16 protein-coding genes are annotated in these 18,014 nt (G+C 69.6%); 6 read left to right on the top strand and 10 right to left on the bottom strand.

Annotated elements, in window-relative coordinates; genetic code table 11:
- Positions 1–48 precede the first annotated feature (48 nt).
- On the bottom strand, positions 49–1,227 hold the full coding sequence (locus E1P53_RS18705) for an LLM class flavin-dependent oxidoreductase (RefSeq protein ID WP_131735151.1): 1,179 nt from the start codon (positions 1,225–1,227) through the stop codon (positions 49–51).
- A 309-nt stretch (positions 1,228–1,536) separates the two neighbouring features.
- Positions 1,537–2,214, bottom strand: a complete 678-nt coding sequence (locus tag E1P53_RS18700; RefSeq protein ID WP_006900511.1) for a TetR family transcriptional regulator — start codon at positions 2,212–2,214, stop codon at positions 1,537–1,539.
- Positions 2,215–2,371: 157 nt separating this feature from the next.
- Between E1P53_RS18700 and E1P53_RS18695 the strand changes: the two genes are divergently transcribed.
- From E1P53_RS18695 to E1P53_RS18680, 4 genes are all read left to right on the top strand, one after another.
- On the top strand, positions 2,372–3,499 hold the full coding sequence (locus E1P53_RS18695; RefSeq protein WP_131735150.1) for a ferredoxin reductase: 1,128 nt from the start codon (positions 2,372–2,374) through the stop codon (positions 3,497–3,499).
- Positions 3,500–3,569: 70 nt separating this feature from the next.
- Complete coding sequence (locus E1P53_RS18690) at positions 3,570–4,769, top strand: fatty acid desaturase family protein (protein ID WP_131735149.1); 1,200 nt, start codon at positions 3,570–3,572, stop codon at positions 4,767–4,769.
- Positions 4,770–4,942: 173 nt separating this feature from the next.
- Positions 4,943–5,443 (top strand): hypothetical protein, encoded by a 501-nt coding sequence (locus tag E1P53_RS18685; protein ID WP_006900508.1) that lies wholly within the window; start codon positions 4,943–4,945, stop codon positions 5,441–5,443.
- Positions 5,444–5,576: 133 nt separating this feature from the next.
- Positions 5,577–6,077 carry a DUF4395 domain-containing protein gene (locus tag E1P53_RS18680; protein ID WP_131735148.1) on the top strand — a complete coding sequence of 167 codons (501 nt, stop codon included), beginning with the start codon at positions 5,577–5,579 and terminating at the stop codon, positions 6,075–6,077.
- 73 nt (positions 6,078–6,150) lie between these two features.
- Here the strand turns inward: E1P53_RS18680 and E1P53_RS20520 are convergent, their stop codons facing one another.
- From E1P53_RS20520 to E1P53_RS18655, 6 genes are all read right to left on the bottom strand, one after another.
- Complete coding sequence (locus E1P53_RS20520) at positions 6,151–6,324, bottom strand: hypothetical protein (RefSeq protein ID WP_006900506.1); 174 nt, start codon at positions 6,322–6,324, stop codon at positions 6,151–6,153.
- A gap of 76 nt (positions 6,325–6,400) precedes the next feature.
- Positions 6,401–7,348, bottom strand: coding sequence for a Ppx/GppA phosphatase family protein (locus E1P53_RS18675; RefSeq protein ID WP_131735147.1), 948 nt, complete (start codon positions 7,346–7,348; stop codon positions 6,401–6,403).
- Positions 7,345–7,887, bottom strand: coding sequence for a DUF501 domain-containing protein (locus E1P53_RS18670; RefSeq protein ID WP_131735146.1), 543 nt, complete (start codon positions 7,885–7,887; stop codon positions 7,345–7,347). Before E1P53_RS18670 ends, E1P53_RS18675 begins: the two co-directional genes overlap by 4 nt.
- A gap of 89 nt (positions 7,888–7,976) precedes the next feature.
- Entirely contained in the window at positions 7,977–8,642 is a 666-nt protein-coding gene (locus E1P53_RS18665) for a septum formation initiator family protein (RefSeq protein ID WP_006900503.1), read from the bottom strand.
- A gap of 12 nt (positions 8,643–8,654) precedes the next feature.
- A complete protein-coding gene (eno, locus tag E1P53_RS18660; protein WP_006900502.1) occupies positions 8,655–9,938 on the bottom strand; it encodes a phosphopyruvate hydratase in 1,284 nt (427 codons plus the stop codon).
- Between the two features lie 138 nt (positions 9,939–10,076).
- Complete coding sequence (locus tag E1P53_RS18655) at positions 10,077–10,844, bottom strand: lytic murein transglycosylase (RefSeq protein WP_131735145.1); 768 nt, start codon at positions 10,842–10,844, stop codon at positions 10,077–10,079.
- Positions 10,845–11,223: 379 nt separating this feature from the next.
- On the opposite strand from E1P53_RS18655, the gene efeU reads away from it, so the two are divergent.
- The gene (gene efeU, locus E1P53_RS18650; RefSeq protein ID WP_131735144.1) at positions 11,224–12,204 is read left to right on the top strand and encodes an iron uptake transporter permease EfeU; all 981 of its coding nucleotides are present in this window, start codon (positions 11,224–11,226) and stop codon (positions 12,202–12,204) included.
- Entirely contained in the window at positions 12,162–13,418 is a 1,257-nt protein-coding gene (efeB, locus tag E1P53_RS18645; protein WP_131735382.1) for an iron uptake transporter deferrochelatase/peroxidase subunit, read from the top strand. Before efeU ends, efeB begins: the two co-directional genes overlap by 43 nt.
- Positions 13,419–13,431: 13 nt before the next feature.
- Here the strand turns inward: efeB and E1P53_RS18640 are convergent, their stop codons facing one another.
- Both E1P53_RS18640 and mfd read right to left on the bottom strand, forming a co-directional pair.
- Complete coding sequence (locus tag E1P53_RS18640; RefSeq protein ID WP_131735143.1) at positions 13,432–14,337, bottom strand: nucleoside triphosphate pyrophosphohydrolase; 906 nt, start codon at positions 14,335–14,337, stop codon at positions 13,432–13,434.
- Positions 14,338–14,401: 64 nt separating this feature from the next.
- On the bottom strand, positions 14,402–17,986 hold the full coding sequence (gene mfd, locus E1P53_RS18635; protein WP_131735142.1) for a transcription-repair coupling factor: 3,585 nt from the start codon (positions 17,984–17,986) through the stop codon (positions 14,402–14,404).
- Between the last annotated feature and the right edge of the window lie 28 nt (positions 17,987–18,014).

The raw sequence follows: 18,014 nt of genomic DNA, 5'->3' as shown, positions 1-18,014 counted from the left end.
ACCTCCGCTGGTGGTCGTGGAGCGTGAGTGGAACGGGAGTGGGCGGGATCAGGAGGACGCGGCCTGCAGGCGCGGCAGGAAGGCGGTGCGGACCTCTTCCTTCGGGCGGGAGCCGCCCTCGTCGAGGAGGCCGAGGCGTGCCAGCGCGGGACGCACGCCCTCGCCGAAGTGGTAGGCCTCCTCCAGGTGCGGGTAGCCCGACAGGACGAAGTGGTCGAGACCGAGGGCGGCGTACTCGCCGATCAGTGCGGCGACCTCGTCGTAGGAGCCGACCAGCGCGGTGCCGGCACCGCCGCGGACCAGGCCGACCCCGGCCCAGACACCGGGGTGGATCTCCAGCGAGCGCGGATCGGTCGACGAACCGAAAGCCTTTCCGCGACCGTGGAGTTCGCTCATCCGGCGCTGCCCCTCCGACTCGGACCGGGCGAGGTTGCGCTGCGCCGCCTCCACCTGCGCGGGGTCGAGGGCGCCCAGCAGGCGCGAGGCCTCGGCCCACGCCAGCTCGGAGGTCTCGCGGGCGATCACGTGGAAACGGATGCCGTGGTCGAGGGTGCGCCCCTGCGCGGCGGCCAGGCCGTTGATCCAGGCGATCTTCTTCGACACGTCCTCGGGACGCTCGCCCCAGGTGAGATAGGTGTCGGCGTGCTTGGCCGCCACGTCGCCGGCCGCCGGCGACGATCCGCCGAAGAACACCTGCGGCGTCGGGTCGGGGCGACGGCCGAGCAGCGCGTTCTCCACGCGCAGGTACTTGCCGACGAAGTCGACCGGCTCGTCGGAGGTCCAGAGGCTGCGGATGATCTCCAGGTACTCGTCGCACCGCTCGTAGCGGGCGTTCTTGGCGAGGAAGTCGCCGAAGGCGCGCTGCTCGCTCGACTCCCCACCCGTGACGACGTTGATGAGCAGTCGGCCCTGCGAGTGCCACTGGAAGGTCGCCGACATCTGGGCGGCGAGCAGCGGCGAGATCAGACCGGGGCGGAACGCGATGAGGAACTTGAGGGTCTCGGTCGAGTCGATGAGGGCCGCGGTGGTCAGCCACGCGTCCTCACACCAGAGGCCCGCCGGCGTCAGCACCGCCTCGAACCCGTTGGTCTCGGCCGCGTTGGCCAGCTGCTTCAGGTACTTCAGGTCGGCCGGACGGTCCCCGTTCATCTGGCTGCCGTGCCCACCCGCGATCAGGTTGCGGGAGTCACCATAGGTGGGCAGGAACCAGTGGAAATGCAGAGACACCGCGAGGGCACCTTTCGTCGTCGAACAGCAGGAGGACTACGGCAGGTGTGATCCCCACGGACCGGACGCGGGCCGCGCGGCAGCACACTCGCCGACGGCAAGTGTCGATCACCGGCAACAGGTGCGACCACAATTGAAATCGGCGTGACGCCAACTCGACAAGGTGCCGCCGACTACGCTATCCGGCGCGTTTCCGCTGGTGACGGCGTTGGGCCTCGAAGCGCCTGGAACCGGGATCGGACAATTCGCCGCCGCCCGGCGGACGGTGTGTCCCGATCCGGGGGTTCGCGACGCCACCCGACCCGATGCTCAGCGGGAGGGGCGCCACTGCGCCATGCCCAGGAAGACCATCACGAGCTGCCGCTCGGTGCGTTCCACGATGTCCTTCTCGGCCCCGCGTCCGCGATACTCGCCGTCGAGGAGGTCGGCGACCGCGGTGAGCATGATCGTCACGATCAGCTCCGCGGCCGTCTCCAGATCCTCCGGCTCCCACTCCGCGAGCGCGGGCAGGCGCGCCAGGTCGATCGCGAGTTCCTTGGAGAACAAGCGCAATTCGGTGTCGATGGCGCGGCGGATCTCGGCGATGCCGCCGTGCTGTTCGCGGACCAGGAAGCGGAATTGCGCCTCGTTCTCGCGCACGTGACGCAGCAGGATCTCCAGCGATGTCTTGGCCGTCGGCATCGCCTGGCGTTCGGCGAGGTCACGCCGCCCCTCGCGCAACGCGCGCCGCAACACCCGCATCGAGTCCTCGACGAGCGTGACGCCCAGGTCCTCCATCGACGCGAAGTGCCGGTAGAAGGCCGTGGGCACGATCCCCGCCCCGCGGGCCACCTCGCGGAGGCTGATGCTGCCGAAGCTTCGCTCGGCGACGAGCGACCTCGTCGTGTCCAGCAGCGCCTCACGCGTCTGGTTCTTGCGATCGGCACGCGAGTGCGATTCACCGTTGCCCGAGGAATGACCCCGGCTCGTACTCCGCGTGCGTGCCACAGGCCGAGTCTATGTGTCCGTTTCGCACCTCCCCCGCCCCACCCCGGCATGGCGTGTGACCGCCGACACAACGGCCACGGGTTGACGCCAGGGGTGATCACGGTGTCACACTTGTCGGTGTACACATGTACACCGAATTACTCGAACGGAGCCCGCCATGAGCATCCGCAGCCCCCAGACCCGAAGCCAGTCGCGCCCGGTCGCCGCACGTTCCGGCCGATGGAACCGACTGGTCGGATCGATCGTCGAGGCGGCGTTGTCGCCGCATCCGGTCGACCGCTACCTCGAACTCCTCGACCCGATGCTCACCTGGCGCGACCTGCGCGGCGAGATCGTGCGGATCGAGCACCCGACCGCCCGGACGGTCCGCCTGACCATCCGCCCCACGCGCCAGTGGCGGGGCCACCGCGCCGGGCAATTCGTGCAGCTCAGCGTCGTCATCGACGGTGTGCGGCACACCCGCTGCTTCTCGCCCGCCAACGCCGGGTCCGGTCCCGACGGCACCATCGAACTCACCGTCACAGCCAACGAGGACGGCCTGGTCTCCAAGCACCTGGCCCGCCACGCCCGCCCCGGCGACGTCGTCGGGCTGTCCCAGGCCGACGGGGAGTTCGTCCTGCCCGAGACCGACCCGGCCTCCGCAGTCTTCATCAGCGGTGGCAGCGGGATTACACCTGTACTCTCAATGCTGAGGACGCTCGTATCGCAATCCTTCGCCGGACCGATCACCTTCGTCCACTACGCACCGACGCGGCACGATGTCGCCTACCGCGCCGAGCTCGCCGAGCTCGAGCAGGCGCATCCGCAGCTGGACCTGCGCCTGCACTTCACCCGTGAGGCCGACGACGGCCACTTCACCGTCGACCACCTCGACGGGGTCCCGGCGCTGGCCGACGCCGACGTGTTCGTCTGCGGGCCCGCCCCGCTCATGGACGCCGTGGCCGCCGCACACGCCGATCTCGGGATCTCCCGGCCCCTGCATCGGGAGGCGTTCACGCTCACCGCGCCCGTCGTCGCCGACCCGGACTCGGCAGACGGCGAGGTCAGGTTCTCGCGTTCGGGCGCAACCGCCGCCAACGACGGACGCCCGCTGCTCGATCAGGCCGAGAGCGCCGGCCTGACCCCGGAATCGGGATGCCGGATGGGGATCTGTTTCTCCTGCACCGCGGTCAAGAAGTCCGGGTGCACGCGCAACGTGCTGACCGGAGAGACCGACGTCGAATCCGACAAGCAGATCCAGCTGTGCATCAACGCGCCGGTCGGCTCGGTCGAGATCGACATCTGAGGCCACCGTCACCCCGCCGCCGAACACCCGCTCCCACATCACCTTCCGCCTACCACCTGAGGAGGCAAACATGACCCTCGAACTCACCCGCGAAACCGTCGGCGACACCCGCCCCGCCGGCGCGCCCACCACCGCCGACCACTCCGCGGACGATCCCAACACCGTGGTCCTGTCCTACGAACAGGTCGAGGCGCTCGGTCGCGACCTCGACGAACTGCGCGCCCGCGTCGTCGCCGACCTCGGGCAGAAGGACCGCGATTACCTGTACTCCGTCATCCGCGCCCAGCGCGGGTTCGAGATCGGCGGCCGTGCGCTGATGTATCTGGGCTTCTTCCCGCCGGCGTGGATCGCCGCGGTCGGCGCGCTCTCGGTGTCGAAGATCCTCGACAACATGGAGATCGGCCACAACGTCATGCACGGCCAGTACGACTGGATGCGCGAGGACTCCTACAACTCCCGCGAATTCGAATGGGACACCGTGTGCCCGGCCGACCAGTGGAAGCACAGCCACAACTACCTGCACCACACCTTCACCAACATCCTCGGCGAGGACCGCGACATCGGCTACGGCATCCTCCGGATGGCCCGCGACCAGAAGTGGAATCCCTACTACCTGGGCAATCTCGGCTATGCCACCGCGTTGATGCTCCTGTTCGAGTGGGGCGTCATGCTGCACGACCTCGAGGCGGAGAACGTCATCGCGGGCAAGCGCAAGTGGAGTGACGTCAAGGGTCTGCTGAAGGGCATGTGGCGCAAGGCCGGTCGCCAGGTGCTCAAGGACTACGTCGTGTTCCCGGCGCTGACGGGACCGTTGTTCATCCCGACGCTGCTCGGCAACGCCACCGCGAACCTCGTCCGCAACGTGTGGACGTACTCCATCATCTTCTGCGGCCACTTCCCCACCGGCGCACAGACATTCACGTCGGAGGAGTGCGCGAACGAGACGCGTGGCCAGTGGTACCTGCGCCAGATGCTCGGTTCGGCCAACATCACCGGCAGCCCGCTGTTCCACATCATGAGCGGCAACCTGTCGCACCAGATCGAACACCACCTCTTCCCCGACATCCCGGCCTGCCGCTACCCCGAGATGGCCGAGGAGGTCCGCGAGATCTGCGAACGCCACGGCCTGCCCTACAACACCGGGCCGCTGAGCCGGCAGCTCGGGTCGACCTGGAAGAAGATCGCCAAGCTGTCGCTGCCGAACTTCATGACCCGTGACGACGACGACCTCACCGTCATCGTCGAGCGCGAGCCCGCGTCGGCGGCCTGAGCAGCGCGGACGTCGGCTCCCACCGACCGCTCGGCGAACGCCGTTTGAGCGGCTGGTCCCGCGGGTACGCTCGGGACCAGCCGCTCTTCCATGCACACGGGCGGCGTCGACGGCGATCGCGGGAACCACCCGCGAATCCACGGCGGACATCCCGCGAATCCAGGGGGCACGAGATGATCGACAACATCGAGCGGAACAAGGACCTGTTGCAGGAGCTGATCGAATCGACGGCCACGCACGTGGGTCGCATCGCGACGATCATCACCGGCGCGGTCGTCGGGGTGACCCGGGAGATCGGCGAGATCGTCACCGACGGGTTCGAGATGCGGGAGGCCGCCCGCCGGGCCAGGGCCGACGACGAGGACCGCCGAGCCGACGACTCCATCCTCGACGCCGAGTTCGCCTACGCGGAGGTCACCGGCGAAGTCGATTTCTCGCGGCCGTTCGCCGACTCCGAACAGGCCGGGCAGGTCACCGGGACCGAGCTCGACGATCTGCCCGAGCGCATCGACGTCGGCGAGCAGACCGGCATCGACCAGGAGGGCGAGATCTCGCGGAACGCCGAGACGGCGACCGACGGCGGCGTGACCGGACAGGACGAGCCGGACGTGGCCGACCCGCGCGAGATCGCGGCCGAGGAGCCGCGCATCGACCCCGACACCGATCATCTGTGAACGAGGGCTTGTGAGACCGACCTCACCGTCTTCCGATCTGCGTGGATGGAACCTTTGCCAAGGCGCGTTGACGTCCGTAGCTTGTTGCTGATCGTCCAGCGCGGGTCACTCCGCAGATTCGAGAGGTACGTCGATGTCGGCGCGTGAGGTCTTCTCCTTCCCCAACCCCGTCAACGACTATGCGGCACGCACGACCGCTGGTCTGGTCGTGGTGCTCGCCATCATCGCGATCGCGGTGAACAACCCCGTTCTCTACGGTCTGCTGGCCCTCGGCTTCGTGCTCCGCGTGGCCTCGGGTCCGACGCTCTCCCCGTTCGGTCAGCTCTCGGTGAAGGTCCTCGTCCCGAAGGTCGTCCGCAAGGAGAAGCTGGTCCCGGGTCCGCCGAAGCGCTTCGCGCAGGCCATCGGTCTCGTGGTCAGCGGCGCGGCCTTCGTGCTGAGCCTGTTCGGCCTCGGCCCGGCCGCCCAGATCGTCACCGGCGTGCTGGTGGTCGCCGCGAGCCTGGAGTCGGTGCTCGGATTCTGCCTCGGCTGCACGATCTTCGGCTTCCTGCAGCGTGCGGGAATCATCCCGGAATCGGTCTGCGAGGCCTGCAACAACATCTCGCTGCGCAACCCCGCGGCCGCGGCGTAGCGTCGCACAGTTCACCGACGAAGCCGGCACCCTCATGGGTGCCGGCTTCATTCGTCTCGGGCCGATCTCTCGGCTAGTCGGACTTGACCGCGCGATCGGGCACGGTCATCGCCATGAGCATGATCTCGGTCTCGGTGTACTCGCGGCCCGGGTGCTCGGCCGCCAGGTGCGCCTGCACCTTGGCGACGAAGTCGTCCTCGAGCGCGGTGATGGACTCGCCGCAGGGGCAACGCAGGTTGTATGCCATGGCTCACATCTTATCCGCGGATGTGAGACCCGCTCGACGGGCCCGAACGGGTTCCCGCCGACCCGATCCGAGCGACTCAGTCGAGGATGCCGAGTGCGATCCCGTCGAGGATGTCGTGTTCGCTGACGACCAGCTCGGTGATCCCGGCCCGCTCGGACAGGGTCCTCGCCAGCTCGAGGGTGACGATCGATCCCCCGCCGATCACGTCGACGCGTCCCGGGTGCATCGGCCCCAGGGCCGCCCGCTCGGCGCGCGGCATGTGGATCAGGTCCCAGCAGATGCGATCGAGATCGGACAACCAGACCCGCGACAGGTGGATCCTCTTCGAGTCGTAGTCGTCGAGGCCCGCGGCGAGCGCGGCGAGCGTGGTCATCGTGCCCGCGACGCCGACCCAGGTGCGCGCCGAATCCACCGGCACCGCGGCGAAGGCCTCGGCCAGCCGCTCGGCCGCGAAGACGCGTGCGGCGTCGATCTCGGCGGCGGTCGGGGGGTCCGACGGCAGCGCGCGTTCGGTGAGTCGCACGCAGCCGATGTCGGCCGAGTACGCGGCGTGGACGCCGTCGGCGTCGCCGATCACCACCTCGGTCGATCCGCCGCCGAGGTCGGTGACGACGAAAGGTCCACTGGCAGGGTCCAATTCGCCGACCGCGCCGCGGAACGACAGCCGGGCCTCCTCGTCGCCCGAGATCACCTCGGCGATGGCGCCGTCGACGACACACCCGAGCAGGTCGGCGGTCATGGCGAAGAACTCGTCGCGGTTCGACGCGTCCCGGGTCGCCGAGGTCGCGACCATCCGGACCTTTTCGACCCCGAGCGACTCCATGATCTTGACGTAGTCGGCGAGCGCCACGCGGGTGCGCTCGATCGACTCGGGCGCGAACCGGCCGGTGGCGTCGACGCCGAGACCGAGACGGACGATGCGCATCTCCCGGTGCAGGTCGACGAGCCGGCCGTCGGGCCCGGGCTTCGCCACGAGCAGGCGGATGGAGTTGGTGCCGCAGTCGACGGCGCCGACGACCGTCACGAGCCGTCTCCCGCCCCGTCGGTGTCGCGGACCTCCGGCGGCAGGGTGTCGGGCCAGTCTGCGGGGATCGCCGTGCCGCGCAGCCCGTGGACCGCGGCGAGGGCCACGGCCTCGTCGCCGAGCGGGTTGACGCCCGGGCCCTTGGCGAGCGAGTGCGCGATGAGCACGTGCAGGCACTTCACCCGGTCGGGCATGCCGCCGCCGGTGAAGTCGGTGCCGAGCGGCTCGATGGCGTCGCGCTCGGCCAGGTAGGACTCGTGCGCGCGGCGATAGGCCTCGGCCAGTTCGGGATCGGACTGCAGGCGCGCGGTCATCCCCTTCATCACCCCGGCCGACTCCTGGCGGCTCGCCTCGGCGGTCAGCCGCGGGTCGGTCAGGTAGTACAGCGTCGGAAACGGGGTTCCGTCGGGCAGCCGCGGCGCGGTCTTCACGACCGCGGGCCGACCGTCCGGGGTCCGGTAGCTGATCTCGATGACCCCGCGCGGCCGGCGTCCCAACTGCTGTTCGACGACGGCGAGATCTTCCTCTGACACGCTCACGTCCGGTGCCTCACTGTGATCGGGTGTCTGGGCGAATTGGGGGGGTGCGGGCGATGACCTCCGGGCGGAAAGGGTGACCGGGGCATCGCTCACTGCGCGGAAGGCGGCGTCGACAGGGTGTCCCACAGGTTGCCGTACCAGGGAGCGCGTGCCCGCTTCTCCGCACGCTCCTGCGCCTCCCGGCGCGCTTCGTCGGCGGGGAACAGCATCACCAGCGGGATCTCCCCCGGCTTGACGAACTGCAGGCGTGCCCGCGCCTGTGCCTCGATGTACGCGGGGTCGTTCTGCTCGTTGACCTTCTGCTGGTAGTCCGCGACCTCGCGTCGCAGCTGCTCGTTGGCCGCGGCCAGCTGGTTGAACTCCGACCGCTGGCTGAAATAGGTGCGCAGCGGCATCGCGAGCGTCAGCGCCACCACGCACACGACGACCACGGTGATCACCAGTGTGGCGACCGTGGCCGGGGTCATCTCGAGGCGGCGCAGCCGGGCCGCGAAGCCCGACGACACCCGCGAGCGTCCTGGTGCGGCCGCTCGGCGCGACGTCCGGACCGCGGTGTCGGCCGAGACTGCCGAGTCGGCAGCGGTGACCGGCTCCGTCTCGCCGGTCTCGGTGACCGAGACCGGCGGGACGGGACGGATCGGTCGGCTCGGCCGCTCGTGGCGTCGCGTGCGACGGGCGTCGCGCGTGCGGGGATCGACGCGGCGATCCCGGGCACGGCGACGCCCGTCACCGCGGTGACGTCGCTCCGAAGCCATGTGAACAGCTAATCACGAACCAAACGAGAAACGCGGGAAGGCGAGATCGCCCGCGTAGCGCGCCGCGTCGCCGAGGCCTTCTTCGATGCGGAGGAGCTGGTTGTACTTGGCGACGCGCTCGGAGCGGGCGGGGGCGCCGGTCTTGATCTGTCCGCAGCTGCACGCGACGGCCAGGTCGGCGATGGTGGTGTCCTCGGTCTCGCCGGACCGGTGGCTCATCATCGTCTTGTAGCCGTTGTTGTGGGCGAGCGCGACGGCGTCGAGGGTCTCGGTCAGGGTGCCGATCTGATTGACCTTGACCAGCAGCGCGTTGGCGATGCCCTTGGAGATGCCCTCCTCGAGACGCTCGGGGTTGGTGACGAACAGGTCGTCACCGACGAGCTGCACCTTGTCGCCGATGGCCTCGGTCAGCTTGGCCCAGCCGGCCCAGTCGTCCTCGGACAGGCCGTCCTCGATCGACACGATCGGGTAGTCGCTGATCAGCTTCTCGTAGAACGACACCATCTCGTCGGCGCCGAGCTCCTTGCCCTCGAGCTTGTAGACGCCGTCGGAGTAGAACTCGGTCGACGCGGCGTCGAGCGCGATGACGACGTCGCGACCGAAGTTGTAGCCGGCCTTGCCCACGGCCTCGCCGATCGCCGCGATGGCGGCCTCGGTGTTGGGCAGGTCGGGGGCGAAGCCGCCCTCGTCACCCAGCGCGGTGTTGAGCCCCTGCTTGTGCAGAACCGACTTGAGCGCGTGGTAGACCTCGGCGCCGCAACGCAGGGCCTCCTTGAAGGTCGGCGCGCCGACCGGGGCGATCATGAACTCCTGGAAGTCGATGCCGTTGTCGGCGTGCTCGCCGCCGTTGATGATGTTCATCATCGGGACCGGCAGGATGTGGGCGTTCGGTCCGCCGATGTAGCGGAACAGCGGCAGGCCGGCCGACTCGGCCGCGCCCTTGGCCACGGCCAGGGACACACCTAGGATCGCGTTGGCGCCGATCCGGCTCTTGTCGGGGGTGCCGTCGCAGTCGAGGAGGGCCTGGTCGACGAGGCGCTGCTCCTCGGCCTCGATACCGATCACCGCCGGTGCCAGCTCGCCGAGAACACCCTCGACGGCCTTGGTGACACCCTTGCCCAGGTAACGCTCACCGCCGTCACGCAGCTCGACGGCCTCGTGCTCGCCGGTGGATGCCCCGGACGGGACAGCGGCGCGGGTGAAGGTGCCGTCATCCAGGACGACCTCGACCTCGACCGTCGGGTTTCCCCGCGAATCGAGAATCTCGCGCGCACCTACCTGCTCGATGATTGCCACGACTGAACTCCGATCTCGGTGGACGTGCCGGCTCTCGTGCCGGTCGGTAGGTCAAAGAGTAGTGGCTGCACCTGTGGTCCTCGAGACAAGGTCTCCGCGTTCGGCCGCGCGGCGCGGACCGTCGCCCGAAGACGCCTGTCAGAACTTGACGTTGACCGAGTAGGCGTTGGCGTGATCGCGGACGTCGAGCACGTAGGCGCTCGAGTTGTTGTAGGTCCGGACCGCCTTCTCCCAGCCCTCCGGCACGGTCATGTCGTTGCCCGAGGACACGCACAGGTAGCGGGCGGCCGACAGGGCCGCGTCGTCGATGTTGTCGGGGTCGGGCACCCCGTCGCCGTTGGCGTCGACCCCGAACCGCTTCCAGGTCTCGGGGATGAACTGGAACGGACCCATCGCGCGGTCATGCGTGGCGTCGCCGTCGAGCCGGCCGCCGTCGGTGTCGACGATCTCCATGTTCCCGCGCGTGCCGTCGAGCTTGGCGCCCCGGATCGGCGGGCTCACGTCGCCGTTGGCGGCGACCTTCGAGCCGCGGTGTCGACCGTGCTTGCTCTCCACCCCGGCGATGCCGGCCAGCGTCGTCCAGGTGATGCCGCATTCCGGGTGCTGCTGCCGCTGGATCTCCGCGGCGTTGCCATAGGCCTGCAGCGAGACGAGGGGGATGCCGGTCGCCTCGGCGATCGGTTCGGCCCACTCGCGCATCAGGTCGGCGGTGCGGCCGGGTGCGTTGATGTCGATGTAGGGCTGCGTGACGCCGGGACCGGGCGGTATGCCCTCCGGGATGTCGGGCCGACTGAGCGACGGGATGTCGATGCAGCCGGCCAGCAGCGACGACGCGATCGCGACACCTCCCGCCACCAGTCCGTTCCGCCACCTGCCGCGATGGCGTCGCCCACCGTGCACCCGCATTCCCCGCTCACTCCCGTCTCGTCGTCGAGATGTTCGATGTCGTCGGCACCACGCGGTGAGAAGAAGTCCCCCGACCGGCCGTGCGCCGACCGTCCACGATCCCACACGGCTCGCGGTCGGCTCGCACGCAACTCACATGTGTCGGGCACGTGACCCGGCGACATCACACTCGCAAGGACAACTGTCGACGCCCGTGTTCGGTTCCCGGGCCCGAGGCCGGCATCCGGGACGTCGTCGATCACCGGTTGAGGCGAACTGCCCTATTCCCCTCCGGAGCGAGGGGCCCATCGTTCTTCTGGTTAGCCTCACCAAACCCATGACGCCCGGCGGCGTCGGAGCAACGGAAACGCCCGGCGGCGTCGGAGAAACGGACAACTGGATGGGTCACCTGTCGGCACTGACCGCGAGCAGCACGAGCGTCCTCGCCGAGGGCCCGTCGATCTACACCCAGATGTTCGGCAGCGGCCTCATCGGCCTGCGTGAGGGACTCGAATGCGGGATCGTCGTGATGGTCCTGATCGCCTTCGTCGTCAAGACCGGCCGCCGCGACGCCCTCAAGTGGATCTGGGCCGGGGTCGCCGCCGCGATCGCCATGACCCTCGGGGTGTTCCTGGGCATCCACTTCGGCACCTCGACGATGACGCCGCTCGCGGCGGAGACCATCGCAGGCGTCGCCTCCCTGGTCGCGGTCGCGATCGTGACCTTCATGGTCCTCTGGATGAGCGAGGCGTCGTCCCACATGTCCGCCGACCTGCGCAGCGGGATGAGCAAGGCACTCGTCGCCGGCGGGGCCTCGATCATGGGCCTGTCCTTCCTGGCCGTCGGGCGCGAGGGGTTCGAGACGGCGCTGCTGATGGTCGGATACGCCGAGAGCGTCTCCGGCGGGCTCTGGCCGCTGCTCGGGCTCGTGCTCGGCATCCTCGCCGCCGTCGTGGTGACCGTCCTGATCTATCGCGGCGCGATCCGGATGAACTTCTCCGTGTTCTTCACCTACACCGGGCTGTTCCTGATCATCGTCGCCGCGGGCATCCTCACCTACGGCATCCACGCCCTTCAGGTGGTCGGCTGGCTGCCCGGCGCCGACGCCGTCGCCTTCGACATCTCCGGCGTCTACGACCCGTCGTCCTGGTACGGCACGATCCTCGGCGGCATCTTCAACGTCCAGCCGGATCCGACCGTGCTGCAGGTGATCGCGTGGATCGCCTACGTGGCCGTGGTGACCACGATCTTCCTTCGTCGGCAGCGCTCCGCCCACCCGGCGACCGGCAAGAACCAGACCCCCGAGCAGAGCCCCACGCACGCGGCGGGCGGCGGGGCCTGTCCCGCCGCGCCATCCTCGGCGGGACCGGCATCGGGCTGATCGCCGCCGCGGGAGGGGCCGCCGTCGGTCGTGCGACGACCCCACCCGCCGCGCCCGACAACCAGATCGTCGAGTTCCGGGGGCCGCGCCAGGCCGGTATCACGACCGCCGCGCAGGACCGGCTGCACTTCGCGAGTTTCGACGTCATCACCGACTCGCGGGACGAGCTGATCGCGGTGCTGCGGAAGTGGACCGAGGCCGCCGAGCGCATGACCCGCGGCGAGGAGACCGTTCCCGACGGCGCCACCGGCCTCGGTGAGTACTCCGTGCCGGCGGACACCGGAGAAGCGCTCGGGCTCAAGGCCGCTCATCTCACCCTCACCTTCGGCGTCGGGCCTAGCCTGTTCGGCCCGAGCTCGTCGAATCCCGATCGGCGCGACCGGTTCGGCATCGCCGACCGCCGGCCGCCCACGCTCGTCGACCTGCCGATCTTCGCGGCCGAGAAGATCGATCCGAACCGCTCCTACGGCGACATCTGCGTGCAGGCCTGCGCCGACGACCCGCAGGTCGCCGTCCACGCGATCCGCAACCTGGCGCGGATGGCCTTCGGCGTCATGGCCGTCCGGTGGTCGCAGCTCGGCTTCGGCCGCACGTCGTCGACCACGCAGTCGCAGGAGACGCCGCGAAACCTGTTCGGTTTCAAGGACGGAACGGCGAACATCCGCGCCGAGGACACCGACCTGCTCGATCGCTGGGTGTGGGTCGCACCGGAGGACAACCCGCCCGGCGCGCAGTGGATGACCGGCGGCACCTACCTCGTCGCCCGCCGCATCCGGATGGACATCGAGCCCTGGGACCGCGCCAACCTGTTCGAGCAGGAGCAGGTGGTCGGGCGCACCAAGAAGACCGGCGCCCCGCTCGGCCAGAAGGACGAGTTCGACGAGCCCGACTTTCAGATCACCTCGGGCGGTGCGCCGATCATCCCGCGCAATTCCCATGTGCGGCTGGCCAATCCGAAGAACCTCGGCGGCGTGCGCATTCTGCGTCGCGGGTACAACTTCACCGACGGCACCGACGGCTTCGGCCACCTCGACGCCGGCCTGTTCTTCATCGCCTTCAACCGCGACACGGGCAAGCAGTTCGTGCCGATGCAGCAGATCCTGTCGCGCCAGGACGCGATGACCGAGTACCTGATCCCGAACGGTTCCGCGCACTTCGCGATCCCGCCGGGGCTCGAACGCGGCGAGTGGTGGGGCCAGCGGATCTTCGAGTGATCCCGGCCGGGGCTCAGTTCCCCAGCACGCTCTCCCAGGCCGCGCGCGAATCCAGTTCGACGCCCTGTTCTTTCGCGCGGGCCTCGGCCACCCGCACGGACTCCATCAGTGCCAGCGCGCGGTCGCGGGCCTGCGCCTCGACGCTGTCGTCGTCGGCCGTCACGGTGACCGTCCACGTCTCGGCCGGGATGGTGTCCACCGGATACGAGGCGGCGGTGAGGCGTTCGAGGATCTTCTGCAGCAGTGCCAGCGCCGGCTGGGTGGTGGCGACCCCGTCGAGCACCGAACCGCGCTTCTTCTCCGCGGCCTTGCGCTCCTCCCACTCCCGGATCTGGGTCTCGAGATCGGAGTGCGCGCCCGACAGCACGCCGGGGGTCCGGCCCATCACCTTCGTGGTGAAACTGCGTGCGACGTCGTCGATGTCGAACGGCGACTCCGGGTCGTCGGCGGCGATGCGGGCGTGGAAGAGCACCTGCAGCAACAGGTCCCCGAGCTCTTCCTCGAGTTCGGCGGCGTCGCCGGCGTCGATCGCGTCGAGGAGCTCGTAGACCTCTTCGAGCAGGTAGCGGCGCAGCGACCGGTGGGTCTGCATGCTCTCCCACGGTCCGTTGCGGCGGAGTCGGTCCATGAGGGCGACCGATTCGAGGAGCGCCATGCCCGAGACGCTCCGCACATCGATCACCTGCTCGCCGCGGGCGACGCGGGCGCGGACGAGGCGGTGATCGGGGTCGGTGCTGACCAGCACGGAGTCGGGCGGGGTGTCGGCGAGCACCTCGTCGAAGACCGCCTCCACGCCGTCGAACTCCCACAGCACGGTGCCCGGGACGTCCTCGGTGACCCGGACCGGTCCTCGCAGATACCTGCAGGCCCGCAGCGGGATCAGCTCCGGCCGCACGGAATCCAGCAGCACCACCGTCATTCGTCGTACGCCCTTTCTCGACCCCCCAACGGTCTCGTCCGCCCCCGGATGTCCGTACGCGGCGTCAGCCGGTCGGTTGCGGCTTGATCTGCGTCAGGAACGTCGTCAGGTACTCGATCAGCTCGTCGTCACGCAGACGAGCCGAACCCACACCCCCGGTGCGCGGGATCGGCAGCGTCACCACCGAGGTGGTGGCCCGGTACGACGCCGACGAGTACAGGCGCTTCAGGCGCACCTGCTCGCTGTCGAGCAGCGGCAGCGGCGAGATCTTGACACCTTGTCCGGCCAGGCCGATCTCGGTGATCCCGCGTTCCCGGCACCGCAGGCGCAGTCGCGCGATCGACGCCAGGCGCGTGGTCTCCACCGGCGGCGGACCGTAGCGGTCGGCGAGTTCGGCCATGACCGCGTCGACCTCGGCGTCGTCGGCGGCCGAGGCCAGCTTGCGGTAGGCCTCGAGGCGAAGACGGTCGGAATCGACGTATTCGACCGGGATGTGCGCGTCGACGGGGAGGTCGATGCGCACCTCGAGGTTCTCGCGCTGCTCGACCGGCTTGCCGTCGGCGGCGGCGCGGTAGGCCTCCACCGCCTCGCCGACGAGCCGCACGTACAGGTCGAAGCCGACGCCGGCCACGTGGCCGGACTGTTCGGCGCCGAGAACGTTTCCGGCGCCGCGCAGCTCGAGGTCCTTGAGCGCGACGGCCATGCCGGCGCCGAGCTCGTTGTTCTGCGCGATCGTCGCAAGCCGGTCGTAGGCGGTCTCGGTCAGCGGACGGTCCGGGCTGTACAACAGGTAGGCGTAGCCGCGTTCGCGGCTGCGGCCGACGCGTCCGCGGAGCTGATGCAACTGCGACAGGCCGAGGTTCTCGGCGCGGTCGACGATGAGGGTGTTGGCGTTGGAGATGTCGAGACCGGTCTCGATGATCGTCGTGCAGACCAGCACGTCGTACTCGCGGTTCCAGAACCCGTTGACCGTGCGCTCGAGCTGGTCCTCCCCCATCTGGCCGTGCGCGACCACGACGCGGGCCTCGGGCACCATCGCGGCGATCTCCTTGGCCGTCTTGTCGATCGTCGACACCCGGTTGTGGACGTAGAACACCTGCCCGTCGCGCAGCAGCTCGCGGCGGATAGCGGCGGCGACCTGCTTGGCCGAATAGGCGCCCACGTAGGTCAGCACGGGGTGGCGCTCCTCCGGCGGGGTGAGGATCGTCGACATCTCCCGGATGCCGGCCATCGACATCTCCAGGGTGCGCGGGATCGGGGTCGCCGACATGGTCAGCACGTCGACGTGGGTGCGCAGGGACTTGATGTGTTCCTTGTGCTCGACGCCGAACCGCTGCTCCTCGTCGACGATGACCAGGCCCAGGTCCTTCCAGGTGACACCGGTCTGCAGCAGCCGGTGCGTGCCGACGACGATGTCGACCTCGCCCTTGGCCATCGCGTCGATGATCTCGCGGGACTCCTTGGCGTCGGTGAACCGCGAGAGGCCGCGGATGCGCACCGGGAAGCCGCTCATGCGCTCGGTGAACGTCTGCAGGTGCTGCTGCGCGAGGATCGTCGTCGGCACGAGTACGGCGACCTGCTTGCCGTCCTGCACGGCCTTGAACGCCGCGCGGACCGCGATCTCGGTCTTGCCGTAGCCGACGTCGCCGACGATGACGCGGTCCATCGGGACCGGCCGTTCCATGTCGGCCTTGACCTCCGCGATCACCTGCAGCTGGTCGGCGGTCTCGGTGAAGTCGAAGGCGTCCTCCATCTCCTTCTGCCACGGCGTGTCGGGCCCGAAGGCGTGGCCGGGCGCCGCGTGCCGCGCGGCGTAGAGTTGGACGAGTTCGCCGGCGATCTCGCGAACCGCCTTTCGCGCCTTGCGTTTGGTGTTCTGCCAGTCCGACCCGCCGAGCTTGGACAGCGCCGGCTGCTCGCCGCCGACGTACCGCGACAGCTGGTCGAGCGAGTCCATGGGCACGTACAGCCGGTCGGCCGGCTGGCCGCGCTTGCTCGACGCGTACTCGAGCACCAGATACTCGCGCCGGGCTCCCGACACGGTCCGCTCGATCATCTCCACGAACCGGCCGATGCCGTGCTGGTCGTGCACGACGAGATCGCCGGCCTTGAGCGCGAGGGGGTCGACCTGGTTGCGGCGTTTGGCCGGGAGTTTGCGCCCGTCACGGACATTCGCGACCCGGGTGCCGGTGAGGTCGGCCTCGGTGACCACCACGAGCCCGGAGTCGGGGCAGACCAGGCCGCCGCGCAGGGTCGAGTGGAAGACGGAGACCACGCCGGGCTCGGGACGGTGCCCCGGTTCGGCGATGACGTAGGGCACCTCGGCCTCGGAGAGTCGCTCGCCGACGCGCTGGGCGGTGCCCTTGCCGGCGACGACGATCGCGGCGGTCTTGCCGTCGAGGACGTGGGCGCGCAACTGCGCGAACGTCGCGGCGATCTCCTTCTCGTCGCCGCGCGGGGCCGGGCCCGGGGCGAGGTCGAGTTCGAGTTCGTCGCCGACGCCGGTGGACAGCGGCGAGACCGTCCACCACGGCAGCCCCGCCTCGAGCGTGGCGGCCCGCACCTCGTCGAGGGGCCGGTAGGCGCTGGCCTCGAGATCGATGCCGAAGCTGCTCGTCGCGCGGCCGTCGAGCGGCGCGTCGGCCCCCATCGCCGCGGCCGTCCAGGACGCCTCGAGGAACTCCGCACCGGTCTTCGACAGGTCGGCGGCGCGGGTGCGCACCTTCTCCGGGTCGAGGACGAGGACCCGACTGCCCTTCGGCAGCACCTCGGTGAGCAGTTGCATCTTCCCGTCGACCAGCGCGGGGATGAGCGCCTCCATGCCGTCGACCGGGATACCCTCGGCGAGCTTGCCGAGCATGTCGACGAGCGTCTGGTCGTCCGGGTTCTCGGCCGCGAGTTCGCTTGCGCGCGTGCGAACATCCTCGGTCAACAGCAACTCGCGACCGGGGTGGATGCGCACCTGCGGGACGTCGATCTCCGGCTGGCTGCGCTGGTCGGCGACGGAGAACGCGCGGATCTCGGTGATCTCGTCGCCCCAGAACTCCACGCGGACGGGATGGTCGGCGGTGGTCGGGAACACGTCGAGGATGCCGCCGCGCACCGCGAACTCGCCGCGGCGCCCGACCATGTCGACCCGCTCGTAGGCCATCTCGACGAGCTGGGTGAGCAGGCCGTCGAAGTCGAGTTCGACACCTTCCCGCAGGGTGATGGTGGCGACGTCGCCCAGTCCGGGGGCCATCGGCTGAACCAGGGACCGGACCGTGGTGATGACGACGCGCAACGGGTTGTCGCCGGGGTTCGCCAGCCGGTGCAGGACGGCGAGGCGTTGTCCGACGGTGTCCGCGCTCGGCGACAGGCGCTCGTGCGGGAGCGTCTCCCACGAGGGGAACTGCGCGACCGCGTCGGCGTCGGCGAGCATCTCGCGCAGCTCGGCGGTCAGGTCGTCGGCCTCGCGTCCGTTCGCCGACACCACCAGCAGCGGCGCATCGGCGGCGACGGAGGCCAGGCAGGTCACGAGGAAGGGGCGCGCCGCATCCGGAGCGGTGATCTCGAGCAGTCGCTCGCCGAGACGCTCGTGGACCTCGCGGAACGACTTGTCCGCACACGCGAGGGAGGCCAGACCGGACAGGGCACGAGGCGTCGACACTCCGCCGATTGTATGTGCCCTGCCCGGC

Source organism: Gordonia paraffinivorans (assembly GCF_900683595.1).
Lineage (GTDB): Bacteria > Actinomycetota > Actinomycetes > Mycobacteriales > Mycobacteriaceae > Gordonia > Gordonia paraffinivorans.
The sequence above is the reverse complement of the archived record's forward strand: the minus strand, read 5'-3'. Positions and strand labels throughout refer to the sequence as shown.

Coding starts and splice junctions, on each gene's coding strand:
- E1P53_RS18695 (WP_131735150.1), top strand. CDS start 2,372: ATGAGCATCCGCAGCCCCCAGACCCGAAGCCAGTCGCGCCCGGTCGCC.
- E1P53_RS18690 (WP_131735149.1), top strand. CDS start 3,570: ATGACCCTCGAACTCACCCGCGAAACCGTCGGCGACACCCGCCCCGCC.
- E1P53_RS18685 (WP_006900508.1), top strand. CDS start 4,943: ATGATCGACAACATCGAGCGGAACAAGGACCTGTTGCAGGAGCTGATC.
- E1P53_RS18680 (WP_131735148.1), top strand. CDS start 5,577: ATGTCGGCGCGTGAGGTCTTCTCCTTCCCCAACCCCGTCAACGACTAT.
- E1P53_RS20520 (WP_006900506.1), bottom strand. CDS start 6,324: ATGGCATACAACCTGCGTTGCCCCTGCGGCGAGTCCATCACCGCGCTC.
- E1P53_RS18665 (WP_006900503.1), bottom strand. CDS start 8,642: ATGGCTTCGGAGCGACGTCACCGCGGTGACGGGCGTCGCCGTGCCCGG.
- E1P53_RS18655 (WP_131735145.1), bottom strand. CDS start 10,844: ATGCGGGTGCACGGTGGGCGACGCCATCGCGGCAGGTGGCGGAACGGA.
- efeU (WP_131735144.1), top strand. CDS start 11,224: ATGGGTCACCTGTCGGCACTGACCGCGAGCAGCACGAGCGTCCTCGCC.
- E1P53_RS18640 (WP_131735143.1), bottom strand. CDS start 14,337: ATGACGGTGGTGCTGCTGGATTCCGTGCGGCCGGAGCTGATCCCGCTG.